The 14,325-nt window shown below is 59.6% G+C and carries 7 protein-coding genes and 4 pseudogenes; 6 read left to right on the plus strand and 5 right to left on the minus strand.

Features of this window, described 5'->3' with window-relative positions:
• The first annotated feature begins 106 nt into the window (after positions 1-106).
• The 4 genes from EJ070_RS01445 to EJ070_RS01460 all read left to right on the plus strand — a co-directional run bounded on the left by EJ070_RS01445 (position 107) and on the right by EJ070_RS01460 (position 5,718).
• Positions 107-1,771, plus strand: a complete 1,665-nt coding sequence (locus EJ070_RS01445; RefSeq protein WP_126038314.1) for an ABC transporter substrate-binding protein — start codon at positions 107-109, stop codon at positions 1,769-1,771.
• Positions 1,772-1,839: 68 nt separating this feature from the next.
• On the plus strand, positions 1,840-2,793 hold the full coding sequence (locus EJ070_RS01450; protein ID WP_126038311.1) for an ABC transporter permease: 954 nt from the start codon (positions 1,840-1,842) through the stop codon (positions 2,791-2,793).
• Positions 2,790-3,668: an ABC transporter permease gene (locus tag EJ070_RS01455; protein ID WP_126038308.1), complete on the plus strand. Its 879-nt coding sequence runs from the start codon at positions 2,790-2,792 to the stop codon at positions 3,666-3,668. The genes EJ070_RS01450 and EJ070_RS01455 overlap by 4 nt, the downstream gene beginning before the upstream one ends.
• Positions 3,661-5,718 (plus strand): ABC transporter ATP-binding protein, encoded by a 2,058-nt coding sequence (locus EJ070_RS01460; RefSeq protein ID WP_126038305.1) that lies wholly within the window; start codon positions 3,661-3,663, stop codon positions 5,716-5,718. Before EJ070_RS01455 ends, EJ070_RS01460 begins: the two co-directional genes overlap by 8 nt.
• Positions 5,719-5,848: 130 nt before the next feature.
• Here EJ070_RS01460 and EJ070_RS01465 read toward each other — a convergent pair whose 3' ends face one another.
• The 5 genes and pseudogenes from EJ070_RS01465 to EJ070_RS36825 form a co-directional block, all read right to left on the minus strand.
• Positions 5,849-6,136 carry a hypothetical protein gene (locus EJ070_RS01465; protein WP_126089938.1) on the minus strand — a complete coding sequence of 96 codons (288 nt, stop codon included), beginning with the start codon at positions 6,134-6,136 and terminating at the stop codon, positions 5,849-5,851.
• Between the two features lie 10 nt (positions 6,137-6,146).
• Positions 6,147-7,547, minus strand: a pseudogene (locus tag EJ070_RS01470) (aspartate aminotransferase family protein).
• 261 nt (positions 7,548-7,808) lie between these two features.
• Positions 7,809-9,287: an NAD-dependent succinate-semialdehyde dehydrogenase gene (locus EJ070_RS01475; RefSeq protein ID WP_126038299.1), complete on the minus strand. Its 1,479-nt coding sequence runs from the start codon at positions 9,285-9,287 to the stop codon at positions 7,809-7,811.
• Positions 9,288-9,559: 272 nt separating this feature from the next.
• A complete protein-coding gene (locus EJ070_RS01480; protein ID WP_189350308.1) occupies positions 9,560-10,792 on the minus strand; it encodes an aminotransferase class V-fold PLP-dependent enzyme in 1,233 nt (410 codons plus the stop codon).
• A 231-nt stretch (positions 10,793-11,023) separates the two neighbouring features.
• A pseudogene (locus EJ070_RS36825) lies at positions 11,024-11,181 on the minus strand (transposase); the annotation flags it as partial.
• 491 nt (positions 11,182-11,672) lie between these two features.
• Between EJ070_RS36825 and EJ070_RS01490 the strand changes: the two are divergent.
• Positions 11,673-11,957: pseudogene (locus EJ070_RS01490) on the plus strand (transposase family protein); the annotation flags it as partial.
• Positions 11,958-13,260: 1,303 nt separating this feature from the next.
• A pseudogene (locus EJ070_RS01500) lies at positions 13,261-14,309 on the plus strand (ABC transporter substrate-binding protein).
• The last annotated feature ends 16 nt before the right edge of the window (positions 14,310-14,325 follow it).

The following is a 14,325-nucleotide window of genomic DNA, read 5'->3' on the forward strand; positions in this document are numbered from 1 at the left end:
AGGGACGATGCGGGCCACAAAGGCCGAAGCCTAGAGTTCACACTTGGGTCGCCCGCCCCAAAGGTGGTGGGCTGAAATATATCGTATGTTAGGGGAGGACTAACACGTGAAAACGAACTACCGCATTCTCGATCTCATGAGGCGCAACCGCACGCCGCTCGAAAACCATCTTATCGACGGGCTGGTCGACGGCCGCATCAGTCGCCGCGAATTCATGCGCCACGGCAGTCTGCTCGGTCTGTCGCTGCCGCTGCTTGGCGGCATAGGCATGGCAGCTGGCCTCGGCGCCATGCCGTCGCGCGCCCGCGCCCAAGGCGCCCCCGGCGCCACCATTCGCGTTGCCTGCGTCGTGCCGACAGGAGCCATAGACCCCGTCACCATCGCCGATAATGGTGGCTATTTAATGCTGCAGCAGGTTGGAGAATATCTCTGTCTCGACGGCCCCGACTTGGTACTGCGGCCTTCGCTAGCCGAGAGTTGGAAACCGAACCACAAAGCTACGGTATGGACCTTCAAGCTTCGAAAGGGCGTCGAATTTCACAGCGGCGGCGAGATGAAGGCCGATGACGTGGTTGCCAGCTTCGATCGGCTCGCCGACCCGGCCGGCTCGTCCAATGCACTGTCCGTCTTCAAGGGTATCCTGCAGAAGGGCGCGACCAGGAAAGTCGACGACTACACCGTTGAGTTCCACCTCGATGCGCCGAACGGCAACTTCCCCTACATGGTGGCGTCGGACAATTACAACGCCATCATTCTGCCTGCCAGCTACAAGGGCGACTACGAAAAGAGCTTCGACGGCACCGGGCCGTTCAAGCTGGACAACTACACGCCCAAGGTCGGCGCTTCCTTCGTTCGCAACGAGGACTACTGGGGGGCGAAGGCGTTGCCTGATCGCACGGAGTTCACTTTCTTCGACGACATCCAGCCGCAGATCCTGGCGCTGCAGGGCGGCCAGGTCGACATCATCAACCAGGTGACGGCGCTCGGTGGCGTCGGCCTGCTCAAAGATCCGAACGTAGATATCATTGGCCTGAAGTCGTCTTTGAATCGGCAAGTGCACATGCGCTGCGACTCCGACCCTTTCAAAGACCCGCGCGTGCGCCGCGCGATTGCACTCTCAATCGATCGCGACAAGGTGGTTGCCGGCCTGCTGAAGGGGCGCGCCACGCTGGGCAACGACAGTCCGTTCGCTCCCGTCTATCCGTCAACCAATACGAGCGTGCCGCAGCGCAAGCAGGACATCGCGCAGGCCAAGCAGCTCATGGTAGCTGCAGGTGCCGGCAAGGGCTTCAAGGTGACGCTGACCACCGAGCGCTATGGCGAAATCCCGGCATACGCCCAGCTCATCCAGAACTGGGTTAAGGAAATCGGCATCGAGCTGGACCTCAACATCCTCGACTCAGGTCCCTATTACGGAGACGCAGTGTTCGGCAAATCGAACTGGCTGGATTCGGTGATGGGCGTCACCGGCTATGGTCACCGCGGTGTGCCGAACGTGTTCCTTGCAGCACCCCTGAAGAGCGACGGCACCTGGAACGCGGCGCACTTCAAGAACAAGGACTACGACACGCTGGCGGACAGCTACATCGCGGCGCTTGACCTTGAGGCGCAGAAGGCTGCGGCCGGCAAGATCCAGAAGCTGCTGCTCGAGGAAACACCTATCATCTTCGGCTATTTCTCCGATTACCTCACGGCGACGGCGAAAGGCGTGACCGGCGTGCAGCCGACCGCCATGGGGCAGCTGTTCCTCGAAAAAGCATCGAAGGCCTAAGCGAGCGAAAGCCAATCGTCTAATAGCCAGCCCCCCACGTGGGGTTGGCTCCATAAGGAGTCATAGCCATTCTCTCCTTCTTTGCCCGGCGTGTCTCGCTATCGCTCGTCACGCTGTTCCTGCTTAGCATCATGGTGTTCCTAGGCGGCCAGGTGCTGCCCGGCAATGTCGGGCGCGCCATATTGGGGCCGTTCGCCGACCAGCGCGCGGTCGATGCACTTAACCATTCGCTTGGCGTCGACCGGCCGCTGCTCGTCCAGTACGGAAGCTGGATCTGGAATTTCCTGCACGGCGACATGGGCACGTCCTACGTCTTCCGTGCGCCGGTGGCACCCTTCGTTGTCGACGCCCTCGGCAATTCGATGAAACTGGCGCTGATCGCCTTCGTGCTGGTGGTGCCGATCGGCATCCTCGGCGGCGTTGTCGCCGCGCTCAACCTCAACCGGCCGCTCGACCGCATCATCAGCCTGGGCGGGCTGTCGGTGACGGTACTGCCGGAATTCGTCACCGGCATCATCCTGATCCTGATCTTCGGCGTCTGGCTGAGGTGGCTGCCGATCGCGGCGGCATGGCCAAAAGGCGCGGGATTCCTCACCCAGATCTACTATCTGATCCTGCCGTCGCTGCCGCTATTCCTGGTGCTGTTCGGCTACATCGCCCGCATGGCGCGGTCCGGCATGATCGAGGCGCTCGATTCCGACTATACAAGGACGGCCGTGCTCAAGGGCCTGACGTGGCGCACGGTGATCTGGCGACATGTGCTGCGCAATGCGCTGCTGCCGACCATCACCGTCATCGCCACACAGACCGGCTACCTCATCGGCGGCCTGGTCGTGATCGAAACGCTGTTCCGCTACCAGGGCATCGGCTCGCTTATCTTCACCGCCGCGCGCGGCAAGGATTTCCCGATGCTGGAGGCCGGCATCCTCACCATCGGCATCGTCTATGCCGTGGCGACGCTTGCCGCTGACTTCCTCTATTCCGTACTCAATCCGCGTATCCGGCTGGGAGCAGAGCAATGAGCGCCGTCCAGACCACCTCTCCCGCACAAGACGACATGCGCCGGCGCAGTCCCCTGGCGGATGTCTTTTACTCCCTACTACGCTCGCGAACCTTCCTCGTCGGTCTTGCCATCGTGCTGTTCTGGGTCGCCTGTGCGCTGTTCGGCGAGCGCTTCGTGCCTTACGACCCACTCGCCGACGACATCATCGATGCGCTGGCACCCCCCTCGCGCGAACACTGGTTCGGCACCGACCAAATCGGCCGCGATGTCTTCTCGCGCGTCATCGTCGGCTCGCGCGATATCCTGACCGTCGCCCCGCTGGCGACACTGTTTGCGACCGTGGCCGGCACGGCACTGGGTCTGCTCACCGGCTACTTCCGCGGCATCGTCGACGATGTCGTCAGCCGCATCCTCGAAGCCTTCATGGCCATCCCGGGTGTCATCGTGGCGCTGCTCGCCATCGTCGCGCTTGGTACCTCCAAGACCACCGTCATCGTCGTCATTGGGCTGAGCTTCGCGCCCATCATTGCCCGCACCGTGCGCTCGGCGGTGCTGACCGAGCGCGAACTCGACTATGTCGCCGCCGCCGAGCTTCGGCACGAGCGCGCGCTGTATACGATGTTCGTCGAGATCCTGCCCAACGTCATTCCACCAATCCTGGTCGAGACCACCGTGCGGCTGGGTTATGCCATCTTCGCGGTCGCCACGCTCTCCTTCCTGGGTTTTGGCATCCAGCCGCCCTCACCCGACTGGGGGCTCTCGATCTCCAGCAATTACGGCATGATCAGTGGCGGCTTCTGGTGGACGGTGCTGTTCGACGCGCTCGCCATCGCCTCGCTGGTGATCGGCGTCAATCTGGTGACCGATGGCGTCCAGGGGGCGTTTAATGACTGAGAGGAACGCGCTCGAACTGAAGGACCTTTCGGTCGCCTATCGCGTCGCCGGACGCAACCGCGCGGTGCTGCGCAACGTCAACCTGACCATCAAGACCGGCGAAGCCTATGGGCTGGTCGGTGAATCCGGCTGCGGCAAGTCGACCGTGGCGCTGTCGGTGGTGCGCTATCTGCCGCGCAACGGCTCGATCACCGGCGGCTCGATCGCGCTCGACGGCAAGGACGTGATGAAGCTTGACAGCGAGGCGCTGCGGCGTGCCCGCGCAGACAGCGTGTCGATGGTCTATCAGGACCCCGGCAAGGCGCTGAACCCGTCGCTCCGCATCGACCGGCAGTTGACCGAGATCTTCGAACTCGCCGGCATCACCGGACAGGCGGCAAGCGACAAGGCAATCGCCATGCTGAACCGGGTGCGCATCTCCGATCCGGCCAGCGTCATGCAGCGCTATCCGCACCAGCTTTCCGGCGGCATGCAGCAGCGCGTGGCGATCGCCATGGCGCTGGCCAACGACCCCTCGATGCTGATCCTCGACGAGCCGACCACCGGCCTCGATGCGACGGTGGAAGCCGAGGTCCTCGACCTGATCGAGCAATTGCGGCGTGAGCTGTCAGCCTCGATCCTATTCATCAGCCACAACCTCGCCGTCGTCTCCAACATGTGCGACCGGGTCGGCGTGCTCTATGCCGGAATGCTGGTCGAGGAAGGCTCGACCAAGGACGTCTTCAACGATCCGCGCCATCCCTACACGGTGGCGCTGCTACGCTGTCTGCCCCGTGGCGGCCAGCGCAAGGACCAGGGCCGCCTCGACACCATTCCGGGTTTCCTCCCCGGCATTGGCGTGGCCATCAAGGGCTGTGCCTTCGCCGATCGCTGTGCGCTTGCTGACGACCGCTGCCGCACCGAACTGCCGCCGCTCTATGATCTGGGCGGCCGGCTGTCGCGTTGCTTCCATCATCACAAGGCGCAAGCCCTGCCGCGTGCCACACCCAGCGATGTGGCGCCTGCACCAAAGCCGGCGGGGGCACCGGTGCTGCGAGTCGCGGGACTGAACAAAACCTATGGCAACCCTGGCCATCCCTTGCGCGCCGTCAAGGATGTTTCGCTTGACCTGCGACCCGGCGAGACGCTTGGGCTGGTCGGCGAGTCCGGCAGCGGCAAGACAACCTTCGCTAGGCTGCTGCTTGGCCTGGTGCCGCCCGATGACGGCGGCACCATCGAACTCGAGGGCAGGGCGCTGGCGCCTCGCCTGGAGAACCGCAGCGACGACCAGATCAAGGCGATGCAGATCGTCTTCCAGAATCCGGACTCGGCGCTCAACCGCTCGCATTCGATCCGGCATCTCATCGGCCGGGCGCTGAAGCGGCTGGCCGGTCTCTCCGGCAAGGCGCTGGAGGCCCGCCTCAACGACCTGGTCCGCTCGGTGCGACTCACCGAGCGGCATCTCGCCGTTAAGCCGCGCCAGCTTTCAGGTGGCCTGAAGCAGCGCGTTGCCATTGCCCGCGCCTTCGCCGGCGATCCGCGTATCGTGGTGTGCGATGAGCCGACCTCTGCGCTGGATGTTTCCGTGCAGGCGGCGATCCTCAACCTGCTCGCCGACCTGCAGTCGAAAGAAGATGTCAGCTACATCTTCATCTCGCATGACCTTGGCGTGGTGCGTTACCTCTCTGACAAGATCGCCGTGCTCTATCTCGGCCGCATCATGGAGTTCGGGCCATCGGAACCGGTGTTTTCCGGCCCCCACCATCCCTACACCGAGGCGCTGCTGTCAGCCGTGCCCGAGCTCGACCGGTCAAAGAGCTCGCGCATCCGCCTCGACGGAGAGACCCCGAGCGCCGCTAATCCGCCGACGGGCTGCGTCTTCCACACGCGCTGCCCGCGCAAGATCGGCGCCATCTGCGAGACGCTGGAGCCGGAGCTTTCCGAGTCTGAACCCGGACACACCATCCGCTGTCATATCCCTTATATCGAGCTAATGGAGCTGCAAAGCCTAAAAAGTGAGGCCCGGGAGTCATCATTGCAAAGAAGACGAGTGGAAAGGTCGACAGCCTAGAACCGAAAGAAAACGATGCCAAAAATCTATCTGGGCTCGATATGTAGCGGCCAATCGCTCGGCGGGCGGGAGCCCCCTCTCTCTTCCTCGATCCGGTAGATCGCCTGGATACCGGCCATGGCCGTCGTGCTCAGCTCGGTGGCTGGCTGTCGTGAACATCGAATATCTTGCGACGCAGATGGGCCAGGCAAGCAGCTTCGATGACGCCGGCCGGAGAACGGTCCCACAACTTGATGATCGCCCCAACATCATTGGCAATCTCGCCAATGTATTCGACGACCCCAGAACGTCCGCTCACCGCTAGGGCAATTGAGATCCGATTTTTGAATATCCAAGCCAACAAACCGGGTATGTTCCAATAAGGCCCGTTTCCTATGCATGGGCCACCCTCAGGTCCAGCAACCATGGACCAGGCCATTGCCTAACATTCAGATTTTCTGCCCCTCGCGGACGAGTTCATCCGCGACGAAACGGACGGCGCTTTCGGCTATCGCAACAATCTCTTCGACCTCAGCCTTGGTTGCAACGAGCGGCGGGGCAAAGCCCAAGATGTCCCCGTGCGGCATATCGCGGGCGATAAGGCCACGGTCACGGGATGCTTTCGAAATTCGTGCACCAACCTTAAGCGCCGGATCAAAACGTTTCCTGTTGTGGCGGTCGGCCACGAACTCAATTGCGCCCATAAGACCGACCCCGCGCACCTCACCTACGAAAGGCAATTGCGAGAACTTGTCCCTTAGCTGCGCTTGAAAAAACGCCCCGACGTCACGAGCGTTACCAGGGAGATCTTCTTTCTCGACTATGTCGAGAACCGCGTTGGCCGCGGCGGCTCCGATCGGATGACCTGAGTAGGTGTAGCCATGAGAGAACGCACCAACCCTGTCAGCGCCGTCGTTCATCGCCTAAACCTTCTCGCCAACGATCGCGCCGGAGAGCGGGAAGTAGGCGGAGGTAAGGCCTTTGGCAACTGTAATCAGGTCGGGCTCAATTCCGTAATGCTGCGAGCCGAACATGGAGCCCGTGCGGCCAAAGCCGGTGATCACTTCGTCGACGATGAGGAGTACGTCGTGCTTTTTCAGAACGGCTTGGATCGCCTCCCAATACCCTTCCGGCGGAGGCGTGATGCCACCTGTTCCGAGCACCGGCTCGCCGATGAAGGCGCCGACATTGTCCGGGCCGAGACGTACGATCAGCTGGTCAAGCTCTGCGGCTCGCCGCGCGGAAAATTCGCGTTCGGTTTCGCCCGGGGTTGCGCCCCAATAATAATGCGGAGCTCCTGTATGAACGATCTGCGGCAGCGGCAGGTCCATGTGGTCGTGATAGAAGCTCATGCCGGTCATCGAGCCAGAGACGACAGAGCAGCCGTGATACCCGCGGTCACGCGAAATGATCTTCTTCTTGTTCGGCTTGCCACGCAGATTGTTGTAGTACCAAACGAGCTTGGCCTGGGTCTCGTTGGCATCCGAGCCGGACATGCCGTAGAAGACCTTGCTCATTTTGCCAGGCGCCATACGCACGAGACGATCTGAGAGGATTGCGAGTTCGTCCGTCGTATGGGCCGCGTAGGAATGGTAGTAGGCGAGACGATAGGCTTGGCGCGAAATCGCTTCGGCGACTTCGGCACGGCCATAACCGACATTCACGCAATAGAGACCAGCGAACCCGTCAATCAACTGGTTGCCATGCGCGTCCTGAATGCGGATGCCCTTCCCGGTCTCGACAATGGTAGGCTCGCCGAGTTTGCCCGTGGCGAAATCCTTGAGCTGCGTGAACGGATGCAGGACGCTGCTTCTGTCCTTTTCGGTAATTTCCTCAATATTGATCCTCATGATTGCTTCCTTTCAGGTCGGGGACACGCCAACGCGGCTCGCTGAAATCCATGAATCCGTTGGTTCTGATCAGCCACGTGTGGCAAATGGTGTGCCGGCGTTCAAAGTGGAGAGTGCCTTGCATCTAGCCCGGCTTGGGTCAGACAGACATCGCAATGCAGTTGCTCTGCCTGCAAGTTGCTTGACTTCGCTGCAGCGACCACGCTCATGGCTGCAACGGTCGTAAGTGAAAAAGGATTTCTCGTGCGGAGCACAGGCCGATCACACGCTCAGGCACAAGTATTTCATCTCTGTATAATCATCAATTCCGTATTTTGAACCTTCGCGGCCAAGGCCAGATTGCTTGATACCGCCAAAAGGCGCAACTTCCGTGGAGATCAGCCCAGTGTTAACCCCGACCATTCCGTATTCGAGAGCCTCCGCCACCCGGAATATTTTCGAGACATCCCTGGAATAGAAGTAGGAAGCCAGGCCAAACTCTGTGTTGTTCGCCATTTCGATGACGTGTTCCTCGATCGAAAACTTGAACAAAGGCGCGATAGGGCCAAACGTCTCTTCCCTGGAGAGGCGCATATCCCCCGTTGCGCCGGTCAATATAGTGGGCTCAAAAAAGAGGCCGCCTTGGCTCGCAGGCTTGCCACCGACCTCCACTCTAGCCCCCTTGGCGACCGCGTCGGTGACGTGCTCCTGTACCTTCTTCAGCGCATTCCGATCGATGAGAGGGCCTGTCGTGACCCCTTCGGCAAAGCCGTCGCCGACTTTCATCTGGCGAACGCGCTTGGCAAGCTTGGCGGCAAAGGCATCATAGATGCCCTCTTGAATATAGAGCCGATTGGCGCAGACGCAGGTTTGCCCAGCATTGCGGTATTTGGAAATCATTGCGCCGTCGACGGCAGCGTCGAGATCCGCGTCATCGAAGACAATGAAGGGCGCGTTACCCCCGAGTTCGAGGCCGAGCTTTAAGATCTGCTCTGCGCCTTGCCGCATCAGCTTTTTTCCGACATTGGTCGAGCCCGTGAAAGTGAGCTTTCGGATCTTCTCATTTCCGCAGAATTCCTGACCCACCATCTCCGCATCGGTCGTGGTGAGTACAGAAAAAAGACCGGGTGGTAGACCGGCGCGTTCGGCAAGGAGAGCCAGAGCGAGCGCGGATAGGGGTGTCTGAGCCGCAGGTTTCGACACCATGCTGCAGCCGGCAGCGATTGCCGGGGCCATCTTGCGGGCAAGCATCGCATTCGGGAAGTTCCACGGCGTGATGGCCCCCACAACTCCGATGGGCTGCTTGATCACGATGATGCGCTTGTCCGGCTGATGACCTGGAATGGTGTCGCCATAAACTCGCTTTGCTTCCTCACCGAACCACTCGACGTAGGACGCACCATAGAGGATCTCTCCCCTCGCCTCCGGCCACGGTTTTCCCATCTCCAAAGTCAGGATGGTGGCAAGATCATCGACATTCGAGACTAAGAGGTCGTAAAGCTTCCGCAGCACTGCGGCGCGCTCCTTGCCCGTCCTCTTCGCCCAGTTCTTTTGGGCAACATGGGCAGCCTCAATCGCCGACCTGACGTCCTCTTTACCGAGATCTGGAAGGGTTGCCAGGACTTCGCCGGTTGAGGGATTGGTGACCTCGAATGTGAGGCCCCTTGAACCTGCCGCTACCCAGCCAGTCCCTACAGGAGCTTTGTCCGTCACTAACGACTTGTCTTTCAATTTTGCTAGAACTGTTTCAGAAAGTGACATTGGTTTCTCCATATCGGTGCGAGCGCAAGAGTCGCCGTATATATCTACCTAAGATAGAACTTAGCGCTCTATTGGGCATCGGATTGTTCAAGGATGGGCAGATTGCAGACGAAGAGTGATCTCAAGCAGGCCCAGGCTGACCGATCGTCACAGAATCTTCCACCTGCGGTGAGGATGCGGCCACGATCGACCGGAGGCCCAGCCTCTCAAGTACCGGAATTTCGGTTTCGCCATATTGGACTGAACCTTCACGAACAACAATTAGTCCGCTTTCAGTCTAAGAATTCGTCGGAATAGACCACGGCTGGAGAAGGAGCACTGAAGCCTTCGCGCCGCACCGCTTCCACGGCTCTTTCGAGGTCTTTTACTAGCAAATCTATATATTCATCCCGAAGTGGTCCGAGCACGAACTGTATTGCTTCGGGCTCTTTCAGAAGGTTCACCTTCCACCCGTACTCCTTCAGCTTGCTTGCAATCGAATAGATGTCAGAGTAATCGCTGCCAACTCCGACCACGTTAAGCTCAGCTCCGCCGACGATTTTTAAGCCAGGGCACCGTTCAACAAACCCCGATATGGCGTCTCTCAGCTTGAGGATTTGAGTTGCCCGCGAAAGGTATCCCTCCCGCCCCAGGTAACGCATAACTGCCCAGGCCGACGCGATTGCGCCACCATTACGCGTCCCAGTAAGAACCGGTGATCGATAAAGCCCTGCTGCCCATGTGTCGAAAACGAAGGGTTGATGGCGGGCGATATCTCTGTTTCTATAGAAAACACCCGAAACGCCCTTGCCGCTGTAGCCATACTTATGAAAATCGGCCGAGATTGAACTTACGCCCGGGACTCGAAAATCGAAGTCTGGAACGTCCCGTCCGAGTTCGCGCACAAACGGCGCTAAGAATCCGCCGACGCAAGCGTCCACATGCAACCAAATCCCATGTTTGTCCGCAATTTCCGCCAGTTCACGAACGGGGTCGCAAACGCCGTGCGACCAAGACGGCATCGACGCAAGCATCATGACCGTGTTTTCGTTGACCGCCTCGGACATTGCCGAGACATTTGCGCGAAAATTTGCATCGACCGGTACGCGACGCAGGGTATATCCGAAATACCGTTCATATTTCTCGAATGTGGGATAGCCTGTCTGCGGCACAACTATTTCTGGCCGAGTAATATCCGGCCGTCGTTCTTTGGCGTTCGCAAGGGCAGCAGCAGTAGCGAGAAAGAGACTCTCAGACCCGCCGCTAGTCACGGCTCCATTTGCATCATTTTGAGCGTGAAACAAACTAAGCGCCATCTGTATTAGATCACGCTCGAACTGAACAACAGCTGGGTAGTTGTTGCCCTTGGTAAAGAAGGCAAAGTGAGCCGCCTTAGCAACTTCGAATGTGCCGTCATCAACAAGGAGCCCACGGTCGTTGAGCCAACGGTCTGCGAATGTTGATCTGGGGTCCGCATCTTGTGAACGCAGCTGCTCTAATTCTTGTTCAATCGTCTGGCGTATCATGCCCCTCTGCGGGAACGATTTGCTAGTAGTAGTGTCAAATTGTGCGGCTGGCATAGTTAAATTTCCCAAGAGTAATCGTTGTATGCAGGAATTCTACCAAACCGCTTCTAATAAGTGTTTCTGTTTTCTCCCACCGTTTGAAAAAGTCCTTTTTCGGAGTTGCTCCAGATTGAAAGCTTCGACTGCCGACGGCGACTTAAAAAGTCGATTTCGACGTCCCAGGATGGGCTCTACCGCTTTGGAGCTTCTGAACCGCTGCGGAATGTCGATTGTCGCGGCATAGGCGAGCGCCACAACGGGGCCGACTCCGGGAACCGTCATCAGGTGCGCCGGCAGGTCGTCTCATTCCTAGCGATCGTGAGCACTTTTTTGTGCAGGCGAGCAAATTCGGCACGCAGCTTCCGCCGGGCGGCCAGCAGCGGCTCCATGATCTCTTCGAGATCGGGCACGCCTTCGAGCTCGCAAATCCGCTCCTCGAACTTCACAAGTCCCGGCTGACTGCGTGAACGCGATCGCGGTCGGAGCAGGCGATGCGCCTGATGCAGTCTGGAAACGATGCGGCTACACCGCCATCGGCCCCGGCCGGAGCCCGGGATTGGTCAAGGCCGATTTCGTTGAGTTTTGCAGATGTCTCCAACGGCCTTTCATCGTCGTCGGTGACAATAGCGCCGTTGAGCTTGAGGCCTTGAGGCGACCGAAGGCACGTCCTTTGCGGCACCCTCATCGCTCCGGCTTGCCGCCGGGAATTCGGTCACACCTTGGGCCGGCTATCAGCATGCTCGCGGTGCGCGCGCTGCTGGTGTCGCTTTGCACTTAACCAGGGTCTTCCTCAATTTGTGTGGTTCATCCGCTGTTAGCGACGCTATCGCTATGGGCGGGCATGCGAACGAAATCGAAATGGTCGCCTGGCCCAGGGGTCAGAATTCTGGGTGTCGCGCTCACTGATGATCACAGTTGGGTTGTTTCCGCTGCCGGACCAGCGATCGACATTTGCCCCGATTGTGGCCGGCGAAGTCGAAGTCGGTATGGCTGGTCCAATCGCAGCCTTCAGGATCTGCCGGTACAAGGCAAGCCCGTGACGGTGAAGCTCCTGCTGAGCCGCTGGCGATGTGCACATCAGAAATGTGAGCGACAAACGTTCACTGATCGACTCCCGACGGTTGCTTCCCCAACCGGCAATCCAGAAAGCGGGTTGACCACACTAGCCATGCGGCGCGCCGCATGGATCGACGTGGGCATGAGTGCGCCCACACCTTTCTTATCCTTCTGCCAACATTTGAAGAATTGCACTTCTTCCTGAAGTTTCTTGCCAAGTCGCTCTTTCAATCGAAAGACCATATCCGCTCCCTTCTCCCGATCCGCGACTTTTTGTCGAATTTCGCTATAGAAACAAGCCTGACTCACAGGGATGAATGCCGCGCCGGAGGCGCGAAACGCCCGCGCCGGCTGGCACGCCCTTGTCCACCAGGATGACGTTTTTCTCGCTCAGATGCGCGCCAGTTCTTCCTGTATGGAAATCTTGGTCATGGCCTCGAGAGGCCCTCACGGCTCGTCGAGCAGCCGTGTCTCCGGCTGCACCATCAGCGCCAGCGCGACGCACGCAGGGTTTCTCATCTGCTGCGGGGTTCGCCAGGTGCACAGCAGACAGCGAGGCTGCTACGGCCGCAAAAAACCCGCGGCGGCGGCTCGATTCCGGGACCGATCCGCCATTTTTGGCAGGTGATCCGTGCAAGTGCGTGGCGTGGATCACCCCAGCTATCTCGTGGCCGCCCCATTGCCAACGTCCTCTTTTCAACCGGCCGAGCCTCCCAGTCGCCGGATCAATGATGACGATCCCCTCTGAATGGTTTTTTGAAGAGCCTGACGGTCTGCGCCGTCTTACCGTGGTTCCGGCTCTGCAATGGCCTTCCCTGCCGCGCAGGCGGCAAGGTGCTATCACTCTACCTTGCAATGACCTTGGAAAATACGACAGCTGGACCACAATAATGAGGTTTAGGCAGAAGACTTTTCAGGGGACCCTTCAAAAAGGAAACAGTAGCTCTTCCGGTCCTTACGAAGCCGGCCTCTCGCTCTGTTAGAGAAAGCAGATTGCGAGCCCGGCCGTTCCTATCGGCCGGTAATCATCGCAGGCCACAGGTGCCTTTCCTTCCACGACCGGAGCCGAAGCGATTTTTCTGCTAGGCAGCTTCACGCTGGGTCCTGTTCCAAGCCAAAGCTCGCTGCAAAGGCGCATAGGGCCACTGGAACCGCTTTTGGCGACGATGCGAGTTGGCATCGGTTAGAAGCGCGACCTGCTCTGCGCGCCCCAACCCGCCTCTTGTTGAGCGGCACGTGCTCCAAATAAGCATTGGAGACGAACAGCGTTTCCTTCGGGTGGCAAAGAACAGCAGCCGATACTTTTTAGTCTACAAAATTGGTAGACATACTGCACAGCGAAAGTAGGAGCCATTCCAAACTGGAGCAGGACGATGACATTTGCTGTGGAGAAATTGTCGAGAAGGAGGTTTGGTGGGTTCGTGACCGCTTTTGCGGTCACATTGGCCGCTTATTCCTCCCCCCTCATTGCCCAGGCGGGTAGTCCGGACGCGGGCAAGCTGCCGACCAAAATCCCGGCGGGCACTGTGCTTCGTATCGACGATCCCGAGACGCAAAGGGCGCTGGAATTATCGGGGCTGATCGATCAACTGCCGTTCGAGGTCGAATGGGCCAATATCAGCGGCGGCCCACAGACAATCGAAGCCTTTCGCGCCAACGCATTGGACGTCGGATCCGTTGCCGACATTCCACCCATCCACGCGACCTGGACGGGGCTCAAGGTCAAGATCATTGCCGCGAAGTTCCGCAATGATCCGGTTGCGCACCCGATCTATCAACTCGGCATTGCACCGGGAGTCGAGGTCAAGACGCTCGCGGATTTGCGCGGCAAACGGATTTCAGCCCCGGTCAGGCACAAGGCGCGCTGGTGTTGAGGGTCCTGCAGGCCGCCGGCCTGGAAAAGGAGGATGTAGATCTCATCGAACTGCCCAGCAAAGGCGACGCCTATCCAGTGGCACTTGCCGGCAAGCAAGTCGACGTCGCGCCGATCTCGGGCGTCCTCATCAAGCGCTATCTGCGCCAGTATGGCGCCGACGGCGCTGCCACCATCCCGCACGGCTTGCGCGATGATCCAGCCCATCTCTATGCCCCACAAGCCGTGCTTGACGACCCGGCCAAAGCCGCCGCTCTCGGCGAATATGTGCGCTACTGGGCGCTAGGCGCCCGTTGGGTGGAAGAGCATCCCAAGGAGTGGATCGAGGGGTACTACGTCGCCACCCAGGGCCTCAACACAGAAGATGGCCAGTATCTGGTCGACGGATGGTCAGTTCGACATCCCCGCCGACTGGAACGACGTGATCGTGCGCCAGCAGGCGACGATCGATCTCCTGGCCAAGGAGTTGAACAGCCCGCGATCAAGGCCGAGGACCTGTTCGACAGGCGCTTCGAGGCGATCGCCACAAACGCGCTGAACGCCTCCTGACGCCTGCTTCCCGAGA

The organism is Mesorhizobium sp. M1E.F.Ca.ET.045.02.1.1 (genome assembly GCF_003952485.1).
In the GTDB taxonomy this organism is placed as follows: Bacteria; Pseudomonadota; Alphaproteobacteria; order Rhizobiales; family Rhizobiaceae; genus Mesorhizobium.